General features: G+C 71.8%; 16 protein-coding genes. 7 read left to right on the top strand and 9 right to left on the bottom strand.

Annotation, left to right across the window (positions count from 1 at the left end; all coding sequences use genetic code 11):
- Window positions 1–96: 96 nt before the first annotated feature.
- Together ACFW47_RS06835 and ACFW47_RS06830 are read right to left on the bottom strand one after the other, a co-directional pair.
- Window positions 97–2,184, bottom strand: coding sequence for a serine/threonine-protein kinase (locus ACFW47_RS06835; protein WP_386305233.1), 2,088 nt, complete (start codon window positions 2,182–2,184; stop codon window positions 97–99).
- Window positions 2,185–2,332: 148 nt separating this feature from the next.
- Window positions 2,333–4,039 carry a glycerol-3-phosphate dehydrogenase/oxidase gene (locus tag ACFW47_RS06830; RefSeq protein ID WP_386281456.1) on the bottom strand — a complete coding sequence of 569 codons (1,707 nt, stop codon included), beginning with the start codon at window positions 4,037–4,039 and terminating at the stop codon, window positions 2,333–2,335.
- A 303-nt stretch (window positions 4,040–4,342) separates the two neighbouring features.
- Between ACFW47_RS06830 and ACFW47_RS06825 the strand changes: the two genes are divergently transcribed.
- Complete coding sequence (locus ACFW47_RS06825) at window positions 4,343–5,551, top strand: nucleotide sugar dehydrogenase (RefSeq protein ID WP_386281458.1); 1,209 nt, start codon at window positions 4,343–4,345, stop codon at window positions 5,549–5,551.
- A 68-nt stretch (window positions 5,552–5,619) separates the two neighbouring features.
- Here the strand turns inward: ACFW47_RS06825 and ACFW47_RS06820 are convergent, their stop codons facing one another.
- The 4 genes from ACFW47_RS06820 to ACFW47_RS06805 form a co-directional block, all read right to left on the bottom strand.
- A complete protein-coding gene (locus tag ACFW47_RS06820; RefSeq protein WP_161327658.1) occupies window positions 5,620–6,744 on the bottom strand; it encodes a GuaB3 family IMP dehydrogenase-related protein in 1,125 nt (374 codons plus the stop codon).
- A gap of 115 nt (window positions 6,745–6,859) precedes the next feature.
- Window positions 6,860–8,365 (bottom strand): IMP dehydrogenase, encoded by a 1,506-nt coding sequence (gene guaB, locus ACFW47_RS06815; RefSeq protein WP_386281461.1) that lies wholly within the window; start codon window positions 8,363–8,365, stop codon window positions 6,860–6,862.
- 139 nt (window positions 8,366–8,504) lie between these two features.
- Window positions 8,505–9,092, bottom strand: coding sequence for a sigma-70 family RNA polymerase sigma factor (locus ACFW47_RS06810; RefSeq protein WP_019329587.1), 588 nt, complete (start codon window positions 9,090–9,092; stop codon window positions 8,505–8,507).
- A 275-nt stretch (window positions 9,093–9,367) separates the two neighbouring features.
- A complete protein-coding gene (locus ACFW47_RS06805; RefSeq protein ID WP_003948568.1) occupies window positions 9,368–9,979 on the bottom strand; it encodes a response regulator transcription factor in 612 nt (203 codons plus the stop codon).
- Window positions 9,980–10,367: 388 nt separating this feature from the next.
- Here ACFW47_RS06805 and ACFW47_RS06800 point away from each other — a divergent pair, with 388 nt between their 5' ends.
- Window positions 10,368–10,706, top strand: coding sequence for a WhiB family transcriptional regulator (locus ACFW47_RS06800; protein WP_272587148.1), 339 nt, complete (start codon window positions 10,368–10,370; stop codon window positions 10,704–10,706).
- A gap of 50 nt (window positions 10,707–10,756) precedes the next feature.
- Here ACFW47_RS06800 and ACFW47_RS06795 read toward each other — a convergent pair whose 3' ends face one another.
- A complete protein-coding gene (locus ACFW47_RS06795; RefSeq protein ID WP_386281465.1) occupies window positions 10,757–11,677 on the bottom strand; it encodes a LysR family transcriptional regulator in 921 nt (306 codons plus the stop codon).
- A gap of 81 nt (window positions 11,678–11,758) precedes the next feature.
- Between ACFW47_RS06795 and ACFW47_RS06790 the strand changes: the two genes are divergently transcribed.
- The 5 genes from ACFW47_RS06790 (at window position 11,759) to ACFW47_RS06770 (ending at window position 17,520) form a co-directional block, all read left to right on the top strand.
- A complete protein-coding gene (locus ACFW47_RS06790; RefSeq protein WP_386305030.1) occupies window positions 11,759–12,427 on the top strand; it encodes an MOSC domain-containing protein in 669 nt (222 codons plus the stop codon).
- A gap of 97 nt (window positions 12,428–12,524) precedes the next feature.
- The gene (locus tag ACFW47_RS06785) at window positions 12,525–13,298 is read left to right on the top strand and encodes an SDR family NAD(P)-dependent oxidoreductase (RefSeq protein WP_386281469.1); all 774 of its coding nucleotides are present in this window, start codon (window positions 12,525–12,527) and stop codon (window positions 13,296–13,298) included.
- A 141-nt stretch (window positions 13,299–13,439) separates the two neighbouring features.
- Window positions 13,440–15,008, top strand: coding sequence for a hypothetical protein (locus ACFW47_RS06780; RefSeq protein WP_386305029.1), 1,569 nt, complete (start codon window positions 13,440–13,442; stop codon window positions 15,006–15,008).
- A 51-nt stretch (window positions 15,009–15,059) separates the two neighbouring features.
- On the top strand, window positions 15,060–16,124 hold the full coding sequence (locus ACFW47_RS06775) for a hypothetical protein (RefSeq protein ID WP_386281473.1): 1,065 nt from the start codon (window positions 15,060–15,062) through the stop codon (window positions 16,122–16,124).
- A gap of 154 nt (window positions 16,125–16,278) precedes the next feature.
- Window positions 16,279–17,520, top strand: coding sequence for a hypothetical protein (locus ACFW47_RS06770; RefSeq protein ID WP_386305027.1), 1,242 nt, complete (start codon window positions 16,279–16,281; stop codon window positions 17,518–17,520).
- A 270-nt stretch (window positions 17,521–17,790) separates the two neighbouring features.
- On the opposite strand, the gene ACFW47_RS06765 is transcribed toward ACFW47_RS06770, so the two are convergent.
- The gene (locus tag ACFW47_RS06765) at window positions 17,791–18,354 is read right to left on the bottom strand and encodes a hypothetical protein (protein ID WP_386281477.1); all 564 of its coding nucleotides are present in this window, start codon (window positions 18,352–18,354) and stop codon (window positions 17,791–17,793) included.
- A 91-nt stretch (window positions 18,355–18,445) separates the two neighbouring features.
- Window positions 18,446–18,757 carry a cold-shock protein gene (locus ACFW47_RS06760; protein ID WP_386281479.1) on the bottom strand — a complete coding sequence of 104 codons (312 nt, stop codon included), beginning with the start codon at window positions 18,755–18,757 and terminating at the stop codon, window positions 18,446–18,448.
- Between the last annotated feature and the right edge of the window lie 28 nt (window positions 18,758–18,785).

Genomic DNA, 18,785 nt, shown 5'->3' with positions numbered 1-18,785 from the left:
CTGCGCACGGTCCGCAAGCACTCACGATACGTGCCGGAGGCAACCCGCAAAGAGGGGATGCCAGATATCGGACCGCTCAAACCCGGCCCGCCCGGTTCAGGACTTGGGCTGGAACGACTGCGTCAGCGTCCGCCAGGTGTCCCGGCGCAGGTCGCTGTCCCAGCCGTCGGCCTTCGCGGTGTACATCAGCGCGTAGCCCTGGTGGTCGTTGACGACGAAACCCCGGTCCACGGTGCGGTACTTGGTGCCGTCGTCCGTGTAGGTGAACTCCCAGTCGGCCGCGTTCCAGCCGCGGTAGCCCACCTTCTCTATGCGGATCTTCTCGTACTGCGAGCGGACCATGTACCGCTCCTGGTTCTTCCAGTCGGCGACCGGATCGCCCTTGGGCGCGGACGTCCAGGCGACGAGCAGCTTCTGCCCGTTCGGACCGGTGAAACGGTCCCCCGCCGAGCTCTTGGACTGGTATTTCCAGCCCTCGGGCAGCCCGATGGAGTAGCCCTGGGCGCCCTCGTGGGTGGCCGCCGCGCCCTCGTCGTCGGACTTGCCCTCGTCACCCGTACCGGCGCCGTCCGCCCCGGTGTCGCCGGACGCGCTCGCGCCGGAGTCCGGCGCGCCCCCGTCCGCCGTCTCCTGGGAGGCGGAACCGTCGGTGCGGGCCCCGCCCTCGTCGTCCTGCTTGGTGTCGCCGCTCGCGCCCGCGGTGGCGACGGACTTGTCACCGTTTCCGCCCTGGGCGCCCTTGTCGTCGTCGCCGCCGAGCGTGAGGGCCAGCACGGTGCCGAGCACGGCGAGCGCCACAACCACCGCGATGACGACCAGCGTCCGGCGCGGGACCACGTCGGTGAGCGGCGCCCGGGGCGCGGGCCGGGGCGGCAGGTCCGGGGGCGGCACGACGGGCCAGCCGGAGCTGCGGGCGCCCGCGGGCGCGTTCGCCACCCCGGAACCGGCACCGGCGCCCGCACCCGGGCGAGCACCGGACGCCGCAGCCGTACCGGCACCCGAGCCGCCACGGACGCCGGTGCCCGGCCCACCGGTCCGCGCCGGCGTGCTCGCGGCCGTCCCGGCGGACGCCGAAGCGGTGGCCGCGCCGGCGGCACCCGAGGCGTCCCGGCCGGCACCGCCCTGCTTGGCGCGGGAGGCGGCCGCGGCACCGGCCGCACCCGCCCCGACGGCGGCCTTGCGCACGGAACGCAGCGCGCCGCGCAGCCGCTCCCCGGCCTCCTCGCCGCGCCTGCCCCCGGCGCCCGCCGCACCGCCCCTGGCGGACCGCTCGTCCGGCTGGGCGGGCAGCGGCACGACCTTGGTGGCGTCGGCCGGCTCGTCCGCCGGGTCCGGGGCGTGGATGACCTTGTTGAGCAGCGCACGGGCGCCCGCGTCGTCGAGCCGCTGGGCGGGGTCCTTGTTGAGCAGGCCGTAGATGACGTCCCGCAGCGGGCCGGCGTTCTTCGGCTCCTCCAGGTTCTCCGTCATCACCGCGGTGAGCGTGGCGATGGCGGAACCCTTGTCGTAGGGCGGCGCCCCCTCGACCGCCGCGTACAGCAGTCCGCCGAGCGACCACAGGTCGGCGGCCGGGCCGGGCTTGTGGCCGCGGGCACGCTCCGGGGAGATGTAGGAGGGGGCGCCGACGAGCATGCCGGTGGAGGTGATGGACGGGTCGCCCTCGACCTGGGCGATGCCGAAGTCGGTGAGCACGACCCGGCCGTCCTCGGCGATCAGCACGTTGGACGGTTTCACGTCGCGGTGCAGGATGCCCTCGCGGTGCGCCGAGCGCAGCACGTCGAGGATGGCGAGACCCACCTCGGCGGCGCGCCTCGGCTCCAGCAGGCCGTCCTCACGGATGGCCTCGGCGAGCGACTTGCCCTCGACGAGTTCCATCACGATCCACGGGCGGTCGTCCTCCTCGACGACGTCGTAGACCGTGACGGCGCTGTTGTTGCGGATCCGCGCGATCGCCTTGGCCTCACGCAGGGTCCGCGTGATCAGGCGCCGCTTCTCCTCCTCGTCGATGTTCCCAGGGAACCGCAGCTCCTTGACGGCGACCGTGCGTCCGAGGGTCTCGTCCTCCGCCCGCCACACCGTCCCCATGCCGCCGCGGCCGAGCACGTCTCCCAGCCGGTACCGCCCGGCGAGGAGACGTGCGCTCTTGTCCGTACGGGGTGTCCCCGCCCGCTCCGCCTCCGACATGCGTCCCCTCATGCAACCCGCCCTGACAGAGCCTTCATTGTCCCTCACCCGACAAGTGCTCGACGCCCAGGGTGCCCCTGGCGCCGACCGGGCGAGCGGGCGGGGAGCACGGCGGGGTGACCCTGCGTCACACCCGCCCCGGCGGCCCCTACCGTGGCACGATGTCCGGCGCCCCCAGCCGGGCCGCGTCGGCCGTCAGGTCGTCGGGCTGGCGCTGCGACTCCCGCTCGGCCTCGACCCGCTTCTCGTAGTGCTGGACCTCCCGTTCGACCTGGTCCTTGTCCCAGCCGAGCACCGGAGCCATCAGCTCGGCGGCCTCGCGGGCGCTGCGGGTGCCCCGGTCGAAGGTCTCGATGGAGATGCGGGTGCGCCGGGTCAGTACGTCGTCCAGGTGGCGCGCGCCCTCGTGCGAGGCCGCGTAGACGATCTCGGCGCGCAGGTAGTCGTCGGCGGCGTGCAGCGGTTCGCCCAGGGAGGGGTCGGCGGCGATCAGTTCCAGCACTTCCTCCGTCATGGCGCCGTATCGGTTCAGCAGGTGCTCGACGCGTACGACGTGCAGGCCGGTGCGCGCGGCGACCCTGGCCCGCGCGTTCCACATGGCCCGGTACCCCTCGGCGCCGAGCAGCGGCGTGTCCTCGGTGACGCAGTCGGCGACCCGCATGTCCAGCCCGTGCACCGTCTCGTCCACGGCGTCCTTGGCCATCACCCGGTACGTCGTGTACTTGCCGCCGGCCACGACGACCAGGCCGGGCACCGGGTGCGCGACGGTGTGCTCGCGCGAGAGCTTGCTGGTGGCGTCGGACTCGCCGGCCAGCAGCGGGCGCAGCCCGGCGTAGACGCCCTCGACGTCGTCGCGCGTGAGCGGCACGTGGAGCACCGAGTTGACGTGCTCCAGGAGGTAGTCGATGTCCGCGCTGGACGCGGCCGGGTGCGCCTTGTCCAGGTCCCAGTCGGTGTCGGTGGTGCCGATGATCCAGTGGCGGCCCCAGGGGATGACGAACAGCACGGACTTCTCGGTGCGCAGGATGAGCCCGGTGGTGGAGTGGATGCGGTCCTTGGGGACGACCAGGTGGATGCCCTTGGAGGCCCGGACGTGGAACTGGCCGCGCTCGCCCACCATCGACTGGGTGTCGTCGGTCCACACGCCGGTCGCGTTCACGACCTGCTTGGCGCGGATCTCGTACTCGCCGCCCGCCTCGACGTCCTGCACGCGCGCGCCGACCACGCGCTCGCCCTCGCGGAGGAAGGAGGTGACGCGCGCGCGGTTGGCGACCTGGGCGCCGTACGCCGCCGCCGTGCGCACCAGGGTCGTCACGAACCGGGCGTCGTCCATCTGAGCGTCGTAGTACTGGAGCGCGCCGACCAGCGCGTCCTTCTTCAAGGCGGGGGCCACGCGCAGGGCGTGACGGCGGCTCAGGTGGCGGTGCATCGGCAGGCCCCGGCCGTGTCCGCGGGCCATCGACATCGCGTCGTAGAGGGCGACGCCCGAGCCGGCGTAGAACCGCTCCCAGCCCTTGTGCCGCAACGGGTACAGGAACGGCACCGGCTTCACGAGGTGCGGTGCGAGCCGCTCCAGCAGCAGCCCGCGCTCCTTCAGCGCCTCCCGCACGAGGGCGAAGTCGAGCATCTCCAGGTAGCGCAGGCCGCCGTGGATCAGCTTGCTGGAGCGGCTGGAGGTGCCCGACGCCCAGTCCCGCGCCTCGACCAGGCCGGTGGAGAGGCCGCGCGTGACCGCGTCGAGGGCCGTGCCCGCGCCGACCACGCCCGCGCCCACCACCAGAACGTCCAGCTCGCGCTCGGCCATGGCCGCGAGCGACTCGGCGCGCTGCGCCGGCCCCAGGGTCGCTGTCCTCACTGCTGCCTCCCGCTGTCGGTCGCGTCGGCCGCGCCCGCCGGGCGAACACACCCGTCGGGCGAAGCCCGGTTCCTGGTACCCACCATGCCCAGATTCTGACCCGCTCGCCCGACATCGGCCGTCGCACGGCCCCAGCCTGTGGACAACCTCCTCGCGGATCCCCGTCGACACTCACCGAAACCAGGCCGACCAATCCCGCAAATCGGTCATATTTACTCCTAGTCTGACGGTGTGCTCGCCCATCCTGTCCACCGGGCTTGCGCACCTGTCCCGCTTCGGCTACTGGGAAGGACGGCTTACGCCATGCCCGCAGACCTCGCCGTCATCGGACTCGGCCCGTACGGCCTGCCCCTGGCCCAGGCCGCCGTCGCCGCAGGCATCCCCACCCTCGGCTACCGCACCGGCCCCGAGGCCGACCCGCTCACGCCCGCCGAGGTCCGCCGGATGCTCGCGACGGGCTTCCGCACCCCCGCCACCCCGGCCGAGCTGGGCCGGGTCCGCACCGCCGTCATCTGCGCGCCCACCCCGCCCTCCCCGGACGGCGGCCTGGACCTCACCCAGGTGGAGGCCGCCGCCCGCACCCTCGCCGCCCACATGCGCCCGCACACCACGGTCATCCTGGAGTCGCCGGTGGGGCCGGGGACGACGGAGGAGTTCCTGCGCCCGCTCCTCGAGCAGGGCTCCGGACTGCGCGCCGGCCGCGACTTCCACCTCGCCTACTCCCCCAGCCGCGTCGACCCCGGCAATCGCGAGCACACCCCGGCCAACACCCCGAAGGTCATCGGCGGCCTCACCCCCGCCTGCACCGAGTCCGCCGCCACCTTCTACGGCCGCCTCACCGACAAGGTGGTCCGCGCCCGCGGCCCCCGCGAGGCGGAGACCGTGCAGCTCCTGGAGACCAACTTCCGGCACGTCAACATCGCCCTCGTCAACGAGATGGCCGTCCTCTGCGACGACCTCGGCGTCGACCTGTGGGACGTGCTGCGCTGCGCGGAGACCAAGCCGTTCGGTTTCCACGCCTTCCGCCCCGGCCCCGGCGTCGGCGGCCACTCCGTCCCCCAGGACCTGACCGGCCGGGCCCCGCACAGCCTGCGCATGGTGGAACTGGCGCAGCAGGTCAACGGCCAGATGCCCCGCTACGTCGTCCAGCGCGCCGCCGCCCTCCTCAACGAGCACGGCAAGTCCGCGCGCGGCGCCCGCGTCCTCCTCCTCGGCGTCACCTACAAGGCCGACCTCGCCGACCAGCAGGCCGCCCCGGCCGAGGAGATCGCGACCCGCCTGATGTCGATGGGCGCCGCCGTCAGCTACCACGACCCGCACATCCCGTCCTGGAACGTCGCCGACCGCCCCGTCCCCCGCGCCGACTCCCTCTACGAGGCCGCCGCCGACGCCGACCTCACGATCCTCCTCCAGCAGCACCGCACGTACGACCTCCAGGGCCTGTCGGTCAAGGCCCAGCTGCTGCTGGACACGCGGGGCGCCACGCCCACCGGGGCGGCGCACCGGCTCTGACCTGCGCCCGGACACGCCGAGGGGCCCGGAGCGATCGCCCCGGGCCCCTCAGTACTGCGTACGGGTGACTACCGCCGGTGCTGCGAGTCCGCCACCGTCACCTCGACGCGCTGGAACTCCTTCAGCTCGCTGTAGCCGGTGGTGGCCATCGCGCGGCGCAGGGCGCCGAAGAAGTTCATCGAGCCGTCGGGGGTGTGGGACGGGCCGGTGAGGATCTCCTCGATGGTGCCGACCGTGCCGAGGTCGACCTTCTTGCCGCGGGGCAGCTCCTCGTTGACGGCCTCCATGCCCCAGTGGTTGCCCTTGCCCGGCGCGTCGGTGGCGCGGGCCAGCGGGGAGCCCATCATCACGGAGTCGGCGCCGCAGGCGATCGCCTTGGGCAGGTCGCCGGACCAGCCGACGCCGCCGTCGGCGATGACGTGCACGTACCGGCCGCCGGACTCGTCCATGTAGTCGCGGCGGGCGGCGGCCACGTCGGCGACCGCCGTCGCCATGGGGACCTGGATGCCCAGCACGTTGCGCGTGGTGTGGGCGGCGCCGCCGCCGAAGCCGACGAGGACGCCCGCGGCGCCGGTGCGCATCAGGTGCAGGGCGGCGGTGTAGGTGGCGCAGCCGCCGACGATCACCGGGACGTCCAGCTCGTAGATGAACTGCTTCAGGTTCAGCGGCTCGTGCGAACCGGAGACGTGCTCCGCGGAGACCGTGGTGCCGCGGATGACGAAGATGTCGACGCCCGCGTCCACGACGGCCTTGGAGAACTGGGCGGTGCGCTGCGGGGAGAGCGCGGCGGCGGTGACGACGCCGGAGTCACGCACCTCCTTGATGCGCTGCCCGATCAGCTCCTCCTTGATGGGAGCGGCGTAGATCTCCTGGAGGCGGCGGGTCGCGGTGTCCGCGTCGAGGCCGGCGATCTCGTCGAGCAGCGGCTGCGGGTCCTCGTGCCGGGTCCAGAGCCCTTCCAGGTTCAGGACGCCGAGGCCGCCGAGCTCGCCGATGCGGATGGCGGTGGCCGGGGAGACGACCGAGTCCATGGGAGCGGCCAGGAACGGCAGCTCGAAGCGGTAGGCGTCGATCTGCCAGGCGATCGAGACCTCCTTCGGGTCCCGCGTACGGCGGCTGGGGACGACGGCGATGTCGTCGAAGGCGTACGCCCGGCGGCCGCGCTTGCCGCGCCCGATCTCGATCTCAGTCACGTCTGTGGCCTTTCCCTGATGCGTTGCAGCGCCTTCCAGTATCCCCGACGGGCACGGCGGGGCACCGCAGAGGGCGGCCCCGGATGGTCCGGGACCGCCCTCGGAAGGCTGCCTCTTACTTGCTGCGGCTGTAGTTCGGTGCCTCGACCGTCATCTGGATGTCGTGCGGGTGGCTCTCCTTGAGGCCCGCGGAGGTGATCCGCACGAAGCGGCCCTTCGACTCCATCTCCGCGATGGTGGCGGCGCCCACGTACCCCATGGTCTGGCGCAGACCGCCGACGAGCTGGTGCAGCACGTTGGCCAGCGGGCCGCGGTAGGGCACCTGGCCCTCGATGCCCTCGGGCACGAGCTTGTCGTCGGAGGCCACCTCGGCCTGGAAGTAGCGGTCCTTCGAGAACGACTTGCCCTGGCCGCGGGACTGCATGGCGCCCAGCGAGCCCATGCCGCGGTACGACTTGAACTGCTTGCCGTTGATGAACTGCAGCTCGCCCGGCGACTCCTCGCAGCCCGCGAGGAGGCTGCCCAGCATCACCGTGTCGGCGCCTGCGGCCAGCGCCTTGCCGATGTCGCCCGAGTACTGCAGGCCGCCGTCGCCGATCAGCGGGACGCCCGCGGCGCGGGCCGCCAGGGACGCCTCATAGATGGCGGTGACCTGCGGGACGCCGATGCCGGCGACGACGCGGGTGGTGCAGATGGAGCCGGGGCCGACACCGACCTTGATGCCGTCGACGCCTGCGTCGATCAGGGCCTGGGCGCCGTCGCGGGTGGCGACGTTGCCGCCGATGACGTCCACGCCGACGCTCGACTTGATCTTCGCCATCCAGCTGAGCGCGTTGCTGTTGTGGCCGTGCGAGGTGTCGACGACCAGGAAGTCCACGCCGGCCGCGGCCAGGGCCTGGGCGCGCTCCAGGGCCTCGGGGCTGGCGCCGACGGCGGCGCCGACCAGCAGCCGGCCCTCCGCGTCCTTGGCGGCGTGGGGGTACTGCTCGGCCTTGACGAAGTCCTTGACCGTGATCAGGCCCTTGAGCACACCGGCGTCGTCGACCAGCGGAAGCTTCTCGATCTTGTGGCGGCGCAGCAGCTCCATGGCGTCCACGCCGGAGATGCCCACCTTGCCGGTGACCAGCGGCATCGGCGTCATCACCTCGCGCACCTGGCGGGTGCGGTCGGACTCGAAGGCCATGTCGCGGTTGGTGACGATGCCGAGCAGCTTGCCGGCCGGGTCGGTGACCGGGACGCCGCTGATGCGGAACTTGGCGCACAGGGCGTCCGCCTCGGCGAGCGTGGCCTCTGGGTGGACCGTGATCGGGTCGGTCACCATGCCGGACTCGGAGCGCTTGACCAGGTCGACCTGGTTGACCTGGTCCTCGACCGACAGGTTGCGGTGGAGCACGCCGACACCGCCCTGGCGGGCCATGGCGATGGCCATGCGGGACTCGGTCACCTTGTCCATCGCCGCCGAGAGCAGCGGGATGTTCACCCGGACGTTGCGGGAAATGCGGGACGAGGTGTCGACCGCGTTGGGGAGCACCTCGGATGCACCCGGCAGCAGCAGCACGTCGTCGTAGGTCAGCCCGAGTGTCGCGAACTTTTCGGGCACTCCGTCGACGTTGGCAGTCATGACACCTTCCCCAATGGCCTTGCTCGGTGCGGATGTCCATGCTAACGGGAAGCGGAGGTGTCTCATTCCACGATCAAGCATCCCACCGGCGTTCATATCTTCCTACGACCAGAACGCGCCGCCCGTTCATCCCCCGGTGCTACTGCTCCGCCAGGGCCCGCAGCCGGCTCAGCGCCCGGTGCTGGGCGACCCGGACGGCGCCGGGTGACATTCCCAACATCTGGCCGGTCTCCTCGGCCGTGAGGCCCACCGCGATGCGGAGCAGGAGCAGCTCGCGCTGGTTCTCCGGCAGGTTGGCCAGCAGTTTCTTGGCCCAGGCGGCGTCGCTGTTGAGCAGCGCGCGCTCCTCGGGGCCGAGGGAGTCGTCGGGGCGTTCGGGCATCTCGTCGGACGGGACGGCCGTCGAGCCCGGGTGCCGCATCGCGGCGCGCTGGAGGTCGGCGACCTTGTGGGCGGCGATGGCGAAGACGAACGCCTCGAAGGGGCGGCCGGTGTCCTTGTAGCGGGGCAGCGCGAGCAGCACCGCCACACAGACCTCCTGGGCGAGATCCTCGACGAAGTGCCGGGCGTCGCCGGGCAGGCGGGACAGCCGCGTGCGGCAGTAGCGCAGGGCCAAGGGGTGGACATGGGCGAGCAGGTCGTGCGTGGCCTGCTCGTCCCCGTCGACGGCGCGGTGCACGAGCCCGCCGACCGTCCCTTGATCAGGGGCCGCCTCGTCGTCACGCATCGGTCCATGGTGCCTTGCGGCCGTCCGATCCGTGGCTTCGTGCCCGTTGTTGTGCACCGAAGCGTTATGAGCAGGTGCGCCGGAACTCATCCCCTGCGCCCTCCCCTTCCGCTCGACCGACTCGTCCCCGAGGAACTCCACACCTCAAGGATGCGTCATCCGCGCCGAAACGAGCAGCGGGCACCCGGCGGGTCGCCTTGTCACCCCCGCTCACCTCGCGATAAGCGGGGACCGCCGCTCCCCCGACGGGCCCTTTCGGACTCCGTCGCACGGCCTCAGCGGACCAGGCCCCACCGGAAGCCGAGCGCCACCGCGTGTGCTCGGTCCGAGGCGCCGAGCTTCTTGAAGAGCCGCCGGGCGTGGGTCTTGACGGTGTCCTCGGAGAGGAACAGCTCGCGGCCGATCTCCGCGTTGGAGCGGCCGTGGCTCATGCCCTCCAGCACCTGGATCTCACGCGCGGTGAGGGTGGGCGCGGCGCCCATCTCGGCCGAGCGCAGCCGGCGCGGGGCGAGCCGCCAGGTCGGGTCGGCGAGGGCCTGCGTGACCGTGGCGCGCAGCTCGGCGCGCGAGGCGTCCTTGTGCAGGTAGCCGCGGGCACCGGCGGCGACCGCGAGGGCCACGCCGTCCAGGTCCTCGGCGACGGTGAGCATGATGATGCGCGCGCCGGGGTCGGCGGACAGCAACCGCCGGACGGTCTCTACGCCGCCCAGGCCGGGCATGCGCACGTCCATCAGAATCAGGTCCGAGCGGTCGGCACCCCAGCGGCGGAGGACTTCCTCGCCGTTGGCGGCCGTCGTCACGCGCTCGACGCCGGGCACGGTCGCGACCGCGCGGCGGAGCGCCTCTCGGGCAAGCGGGGAGTCGTCGCAGACGAGGACGGAAGTCATGACCGTCCTCCGCAGCTGATGCGCGTCACGTTGAGCCTCCAGGCTGGTACGAAATCGTCACCTGTGCGGTCGACCGTCCCGGACGCCCGCCCGAGCACTTGTTCCTTCAACCGCCTCCGCACTCTCAACGACGGTCACTCGAAAGAGTTACGGGGCTGTGTGTCGTCTTCGGCACTCTACGTGAGGGGGCGGCCACGCAGCAGACATGCGCGTCGGACCCGCCCCGTTTCATCACATCCCATGCCCCATTTAGCCGCTTTTCTTCCGCTTCGCTGGTGTCTGCGGCTAGATTCGCAATGAGTCATATTTTCATCTCCTTAGATCGTAGTTGTACGGTTGCGGACGCTGTATCCCGCATCTACCCATATCGGCTACAAGGGGTCACGCAATGGCAGATTTCTCCCGCCTTCCAGGACCGAACGCGGACCTGTGGGACTGGCAGCTCCTGGCTGCGTGCCGCGGGGTGGACAGCTCGCTCTTCTTCCATCCGGAGGGCGAACGGGGAGCGGCGCGGAGTGCTCGCGAGAACTCGGCCAAGGAGGTCTGCATGAGGTGCCCGGTCCGCGCCGAGTGCGCGGCGCACGCGCTGGCGGTGCGCGAGCCGTACGGCGTGTGGGGCGGACTGACCGAGGACGAGCGCGAGGAGCTCATGGGCCGGGCCCGCCACCGCCTGGTGGCGGCGACGGCGTCGGCGTCGGCCGGCGGGGAGGCGGCCGCGCACCACTGAAGGAACGTTTCTCTACAGGGGCGGGCACGCAGGCGAGGTGCGCGCCGCTCTCAGCGCGCCGCCGACTGGCGCGCCCCCGCCCGCGCCAGCTCGTCGAGCGTCGCCGTCACCGCGGGCACCTGCGCCAGGTCGGGCAGGGTGAGCGCGACGATCTCCCGCCGCACCGCCGGCTCCAGCGTCACCGCGCGCACACCCCGGGGCCGTACGGACTCGACGGCGAGCTGGGGCAGCACGGCCACGCCCAGGCCGGCCCCGACCAGCCCGACGACCGCCGGGTAGTCGTCGGTGGCGAAGTCGATGCGGGGCGTGAAGCCGGCGCCCTCGCAGACCTCGACCAGCTGGCCCCGGCAGCGCGGGCAGCCGGCGATCCAGGGCTCCCGGGCCAGCTCCCCGATGGCCACCGAGCCGGTGGGTTCCGTCCGCGCGAGCCGGTGGCCCTCCGGCACCAGCGCCACCAGCCGGTCGGTCAGCAGCGGCCGTACGACCAGGTCGTCCCACTCCTCGGCACCCGCCGCCCCCTCATAGCGGAAGGCCAGCGCCACGTCGCAGTCGCCCTCGCGCAGCAGCTCGACGGACCTCGGCGGCTCCGCCTCCTCCAGGGAGACCCGGGTGCCGGGGTGCGCGGCGCGCAGTGCGGCCAGCGCCGTCGGCACGAGGGTGGAGCTGCCGCTGGGGAAGGAGACCAGGCGGACCCGTCCGGCGCGCAGCCCCGCGATGGCGGCGACCTCCTCCTCGGCGGCGGTCAGCCCGGCGATGATCCCGGCGGCGTGCCGCACCAGCGCCTCTCCGGCCTGGGTCAGCCGCATCTCGCGGCCGGTGCGGACGAGCAGCGGGGTGCCGACGGAGGCCTCCAGGGCCTTCATCTGCTGGCTGACGGCGGGCTGGGTGCAGCCCAGCTCGCGCCCGGCGGCGGAGAAGGAACCGGTCGATGCCACGGCGCGCAGCACGCGGAGATGACGAGCCTCGATCACGCCACTGAGGATAAGCGAGCCTTTGACCGAACGGCGAATAATGCGTCGACGCTTTGATGAGGGCTGTCCTACCGTTCGGCCATGAAGCTTCTGTCTGTCAATCTGGGCCGCGCGAAGGCGGTGCCGTACACGGACCACCCCGAAGGCGTCACGGGTATCGACAAGCGGCCGGCCGACGGGGCCGTACGGGTGACCGCTCCCGGGCCGAAGGGCGTCGGGGCGAGCGGACTGGCCGGGGACACGGTCTGCGACACCCGTCATCACGGCGGCCCCGACCAGGCGGTCTACGCGATGGCGCGCGAGGACCTGGACGACTGGGAGCGCGAGCTGGGCCGCCCGCTGCCGAACGGCTCCTTCGGCGAGAACCTCACCACGACGGGCGTGGACGTCTGCGGCGCCCGGATCGGCGAGCGCTGGCGCGTGGGCACCGACCTGGTCCTGGAGGTCACCTCCGGCCGCATTCCCTGCCGCACCTTCCAGGGCCATCTGGGTGAGGAGCGGTGGGTGAGGCGCTTCACGGAGAAGGGGACGCCGGGCGCGTACCTGCGGGTGATCGAGCCCGGGGAGATACGCCAGGGCGACCCGGTCGAGATCGTCCACCGGCCCGGCCACGAGGTGTCCGTGGCCCTTCAGTTCCGGGCGGTGACGACCGAGCGGGAGCTGCTGCCCCGGCTGCTCGCGGCGGGCGGTGCGCTGCACCCGGAGGCGCTGGCGACCGCGCGGAAGTACGTGGCGGAACGCACCTCCTGACCTCGTTTCACCAGGCGCTGGTCACCGGTTCCTCACGATCCGCGATCACCATGTGAGCGAAGCGGACGTGCCCGGTCCGGCCCCATAACCTTGCGCCATGACAACGGCATTGATTACGGGATCGACGGCGGGCATCGGCGCCGCGTTCGCGCGGCGGCTGGCGGCCGACGGGCACGACCTGGTGCTGGTGGCCCGCGACACCGAGCGGCTGCGCGTACAGGCCACCGAGCTGCACGACCGGCACGGCATCGAGGCGGAGGTGCTGACGGCCGACCTGGCGACGGACACCGGCATCGACGCGGTGGCCGCCCGGCTGGGCGAGCGCCGGAACCCCGTCGACCTGCTGGTCAACAACGCCGGCTTCGGCAACAAGGGCCGCTTCCTCGAGGTCTCGACGGCGGACGAGCTGACCATGCTCAAGGTGCACTGCGAGGCGGTGCTGCGGCTGACCTCGGCGGCGACGGAGGCGATGCGGGAGCGGGGGCGCGGCGGGGTCGTCAACGTCGCCTCGGTCGCGGCCTTCGTCCCGCGCGGCACGTACGGCGCCTCCAAGGCGTGGGTCGTGCAGTTCACTCAGGGCGTGGCGAAGGACCTGGCCGGCAGCGGGGTGCGCCTGATGGCCCTGTGCCCCGGTTTCGTGCGCACGGAGTTCCATGCGCGGGCGGGCATGGGCACGGACAACATCCCGGGCTGGATGTGGCTCGACGCGGACAAGGTCGTCGCGGCGGCGCTGGGCGACCTGGCGCGCGGGAAGTCCCTGTCGATCCCCGACCCCCGCTACAAGGCCCTGATGGGAGCGGCGAAGCTGGTGCCGCGGGGGGTGCTGGGCGGGATCACCTCGCGGACGGGGCGGAAGTACGGGCCGCGGTAGTCGCGGTTCGCCCAACGGAGCACATCCCCGGGCGCCAACCTGCCGCTGGTGCGGCGTGGTTGGCATCACTACGGCTGACAGGCCCACCGCGGTCCCCCTACCATGTTCAGTCCTGTCGGCTACCCGCAGCGGGGGTGACTGGTGGCCAGCACCGTCGTCAGTTCCGCCCAGTCCGGCCGCGCCTTACGGGCGCCGGCACCCCATCCGCGGCGCCGCGCATCCGCCGTACCGTCGCAGCCCCGTCCCGTGCTCCCGCCGCAGCCGGGCCCCACGTGGTCCGCGCTGGTGGCGGCGCTACGGGATCCGCTCGTCGAGCAGTTCTCCGCCGGTTGCCGGGAACTGGTGGCCGCTGATGCGGCACTCTGCGGGATCAGCACCCGCGACTTCGACATCCAGCTGCGTTTGTACGCCCCTTCAGTCCTCGGCGAGGGATGCTCCGGGCGCTCTTTTCCCGCCCTTTACGGCGCATTACGGCCGCAGCTCGTCGCGCGCTGCAGTCGAATCGCCGGTTACACCGAGGACGTCGATCTTCTCGCCAACAGCTCCCTTCTGATCGGGGGCAGCAAAGCGCGTCGGGACTTCACCATCCAGCGCACCGACGGTTCATCCGTCGGAGTGACTTTCGGCCTGGTCCGGCCCGGCGTCGGCCATCGGTACCAGTCGAAGGTGCACTACTTGCTCAGCCCGCGGGCCGACACTTTCGTGGAAGTCGGCTGCTACCTGCAAGGGGCCTCACACCCCTTTACCTACCTGGCCTTCTCGGTCTGCGACCGGCCCGGCATCGTCGACGCCCTGCGGACACGGGGCGTCCCGGCGGAGCGCTCCAACTTGCTCGTCCTGACCCGCGCCCTAGGCTTGTCGGACGCGGCGCGGAATCTGATGAGCTTCACCATCGGCCAGGCCGTGAAGTATCTGCGGACCATCGGCTGCAAATATGTCGTGACAGCGTTCAATCCGTTACTCGGGTTCTCCGGCTCGGCATTGCATGCAACCAATTTCAAACTTTTCGCCACAGCGCCGGTGGCATACTGCTACGACAGCTTCGGCAATTACCTTACGCGACGGCAATCCGCATCGAAGAAGACGGACCGCCGAGCGGAGAGCTACCGGAACCTCCTGGTGGCGCTCGGCACGGACAGCACGACAAGAAGAGAAATCCGGAAAGTGAAAACCCTCGAACACCTGGCAGCGCCGGCGACCGACCAGCCGACCGGCCCGCACCCGTCGCTCGACCTCGACGACCTGTGGCGCTACCGGTCCCGGCTCGAAGCCGTGTGGTCCGTCAAGACCACACATCCCAGTTACGCCCTTGAGCCCCTGTCCTCGAAGGGGCAGTGCGGGGTCAGCTCGGTGTGGCTGGCACGCAGGTTGCGGCAGCAGGAGATCGAAGCGACCTACTGCTACGGCAGTCTGCGCTTCGACGACCGGACGATCTCGTCCGTCGACCACCACTGCTGGATCGAGATCGGTTCTCCCCACGATCCCGCCCGTCTGGTCGTCGACCTCACCGTCGACCAGGCCGACGGATTCGACGAGAAGGTGATCTGCCGGCGCTTCGACGAGCTCACCCGCGACGGCATCCACTACCGCCCCACGACCCGGCTGTCCGTCGACGATCTCCCGAACGACCGGGTCTGGTCGCGCTACACCCGCCTCGAGGAGTCCATGCGCCAGAAATGGGGCATCGAGACTCTGTACGACTCGGTCTGAGCCCGGCGGAGGCGTTCGGGCTCTCGCCGGGAAAGCGGGGGGGAGCGGCCATTGAGTGCTCAGGTGGAGCGTCCGGAAGTACTGCTGTTGTCGTCGAACCGGCGCCGTCGCTATTCCGAGGACATACTCACCGCCCTGGCACTTCCCCGGGGCGCGATCATCAGGTTCCGCTACGAAGCACGGTACGTGGCCCCGCCGCTCCAGCAGAAGGTCGCCAACGGCAGCGTCCTCGGTGTGCGGACGCTCATCGGTTTCGTCGCCGACGAGGACTCCCCCACCGACGCCTTCCTGCTGCCCGTCAGATTCGCCGAGGTCGTGTCCGCGGAGTGCGCGGCGGACATCTTCCGCTTCCAGTTGCGCGTCACCGAGCACGTCGACCTCGACGAGTACCCGCTGAACGGGGGCGAGATCAAGGCGGCGAGCCGCAGGGCCATCGACAAGATCAAAGAGGGAAACAACGCCACGTACTATCCCGCCGTCCTCAAGTTCCCGCCGTTCCCGATCCGGACCGGCAGTGACGAGGCGCAGCTCTGGATCGGTGTCGCGCGCCGGCTGGCCCTGCACCCCACCTTCGAGAGCTCCTACTTCATGCGCGTGGACCCGCCGGTGCACCTGAAGAGCGCGACGGCCTTCACCTTCGACCCGGACGGCCGTCTGGTCCTGGGCGACATGCAGCCCGCACGGCTGCCGGTCAGTTTCCACGCCGAACGCTACGCCGAGACGCCCAAGATCAGCCTGGACTGCGAGACGGACGGCCGATTCCTGCGGGTCTCGTCCGACGCCTCCCACGATGTCGCGTCCCGCTACGACTCCACCGAGTTCTGGCTCCAGCCCGACGCGTCCTCCTTCGACTCCCTCACCCACGTCACGGTCCGGCTCGGACCCGGGGAACCCGGGACCACGCCCGTCGCGGACGTCCGCCTGCCGGTCGTCGTCAAGCATTCCCGCGTGCGTCTGCTCTCCCGGGTCGTGATCAGCGCGCTGGGGGCGATCCTCGTCGCCACGCCGGCCATTCTCGGCCCGGGCTCCTCCCTCCCCCTGCGCATCCTCCTCGCCGTGATCGGCTCCGCTGCCCTGAGCACCGCCACCATCGTCATGAGCCGGCCGCGCGGCTGAGCGGCCGGCTTCGGGTGCACGCACGGGATCGTCACCCGAACGTGTGGTCCATTCCGGTCTCCCCCTGGTGGGGCGCCGGGAGGACGTAGCGTCAGGTGGCTGCGCCCGCAGCGGGCGGGAGGCCGCAGGCCGGCAAGGGAGAAGGTGGCATCGGGTGAGCGCGGGCACGGGTGGCCGGGACGGACTGTTCGCCGACGGCACCGACGGGGGGCGTACGGACGGGGTGACAACGGGACGGGGGGCGGTCAACGGCGGTGGTGCGGTGATGTTCTCCGACCTGGACCCCGCTCCTCCCGGCCTCGCCTCGTCTCCCGCCACCCCTCCCGCACCTCCTTCCGGCTCCCCCTCCCCGGCCCCCCGGCCCGCACCGCTGCCCCGCCCCCGTACCGCCGCCCAGCGTGGCGGGCCGTCGCGGCGTGCGAAGCAGCGACCCCCGACGATCGCGCAGCGGATCGTGCCGGACGACCTCCAGCCCGACGTGCTGCGGGCGGAGCTGATCGAGCTCGGGGACGCGTTCCGCGCGTATCAGCGGCGGCCCGCACCCGATCTCGCCCTCCTCGCCGAACTCCACGACCGCAAGGCCCGCGCCTTCGCGGTGTGGGCCACCGTCACCGACGACGCGGCCCTGCGCGAGGAGGCGGAGCGGGCGGAGACGGCCGCGCGGACGACACGCGAGATGAACGCCAACCGCCTCGGAGTCCCGGCCGACGGGGCCGGGCCGGTGGTGGATCGGTTGCTGACCCGGGGTCAGGGCGCCCACGCCCGCGGCGTGCTGGAGCACATCAGGACGCATGCACCGCTCCCCGGCGCCCAGGAGCGGCTCGCGGTGCTCATGCTCACCCTGCGGGCCGCCCGCGCCGGCACCGGGAACGTCACCGGGCAGGACCTCAGCGGCTGGTTGCAGGGGGACGCCGAGAGGGTGCTCCAGCAACTGGTCGACGTCGGCTGGCTGCGGCTGCCGGAGGACGTCACCGCCGGCGACGCGCTGACTTCCCGGCCCGAGGAGCCCACCCGGGTCACGGTCCCGACGCTGCTGCCCGCCGCGCCCCGCCCGTACCGCTTCGGCAAGGTCACCCGCGCACGGCTGTCGGGGTGGGCGCAGAAGGTGGTGGGCGACCGGAAGCTGCGGAAGAAGAAGGCGGACGCCGCCGCCCGGCTCCTGGCCGTGTACACCGCCGCTCACAGCCGTCCCGACGGCCGCCTCGGAGGCGGCGGGGACGACGGCGGGCTCCTGCTGGACACGGTCGCCTCGTTCTGCGCTGTGCGGCCCGAGGACGTCGCCGGGCACGTCGCGCTGCTGGTCACCGCGGACTGGCTGGTGGAGGCCGATACCACGGGGGGAAGGCTGCGGGGGCGGCTCGCCGAGCGGGTGCTGCCGCTGAGCGGGCTGGCGTGACGGTTCCTCGGTGACCATCCCGCGCGGCGCCCGCCCGGCCCGGCGCCTGGCCTCACGTCGGCTGGACCGCCGGGGGTGGCCGTACCGCGCGCCGGTCCATGACGCCGTGGAGCTGTTTCGTGGGCGAACCGGCGGCCAACGCCGTCACTCACGGGCTGGGGCGCACGGAGGACGGGCGGAGGTGAATCCGGCTCAGGTGCGGGAGGGACACGGGGACGAGCGGGCCGGCTCTCCACGCGCGGTACACGCGAGGAGAGCCGGCCCGACGCGTCAGGAGTCGTAGGCGATGTCGAGGTCGCTCGCGTAGGCGGCGTTCTCCGCGACGGCGGACCCGTCCCGAGCCTCGGCCGACTTGCTGATGCCGTCGAACAGCGAGTAGTTGAACCGGAATCCGAGATTGGCGGTCCCCGTCTTACCGCCCACCTTCACCCGGAAGGTGCAGTTCCCGTAGAGCGTGTAGTCCTTGTTGCGCCGGTTGCCGGGGACGGACGAGTGCCAGAAGTAGTTGACGGCCACGTTCGTGTGCTTGTCGTGGTACGGCAGCTGCATGTGCCCTGCCGTGCACGTCATCCTCCCCGTGGCGATGGCCTGGACCTTCGGTGAGGTGCGGAAGGACCACGCCATGTGGGCGGGCTTGCCGACGGTGCCGGCCATGTTCACCTGTCCGGTGAACGTCCCGTTGGAGTCCGTCCGCTTGTAGGACGGGGCGGACATCTTGAAGGTGTGCTTGGCCTGGGTGACCCCCGCCTGGGCCGGCACGGCACCGACGGCGAGAACGGCGGCGAGGGCTGAGGAGCCGACGACCGCTGCCCGCCTGGTGGTTATGGAGAACACAGGAATCCTGTCTGCTGACGCGCACGGCGGCAGGGACCACCCGGCTGCCGTGCGCGGATGATGGGACCGATTCGGCTGTGGCCGACGCGCGTCAGGAGTCGAAGTCGATGTCCAGGCCCGACGAGTAGCCCGGCCCGTTCTCATCGTCCGGACGGCGGTGCGTGCCGGTCTTCGGCCAGACGCACACGGCGCGCCAGTGGTACTCGTCCTGCTCGGCCGGTTCGGCCGTGAACACGACGCACTGGCCTGCGGTCAGTTCGCGGAAACCCTCGGCCTCGACGACCGAGAAGTGCGCCCATACCCGTTCCGGAAGGGCATCGGACGCGAGTACGCCCCAGCCCTCTTCGCTGTGCCATTCCAGCACGCGGCCGGTGAACACGTCACCGGGCGGGTTCTCGGGCATTCTTCTTCCCCCTTGCTCACTGGCGCAT

Origin of the sequence: Streptomyces sp. NPDC058796, from assembly GCF_042745235.1 — a bacterium.
Classification (GTDB): domain Bacteria; phylum Actinomycetota; class Actinomycetes; order Streptomycetales; family Streptomycetaceae; genus Streptomyces.
The sequence above is the reverse complement of the archived record's forward strand: the minus strand, read 5'-3'. Positions and strand labels throughout refer to the sequence as shown.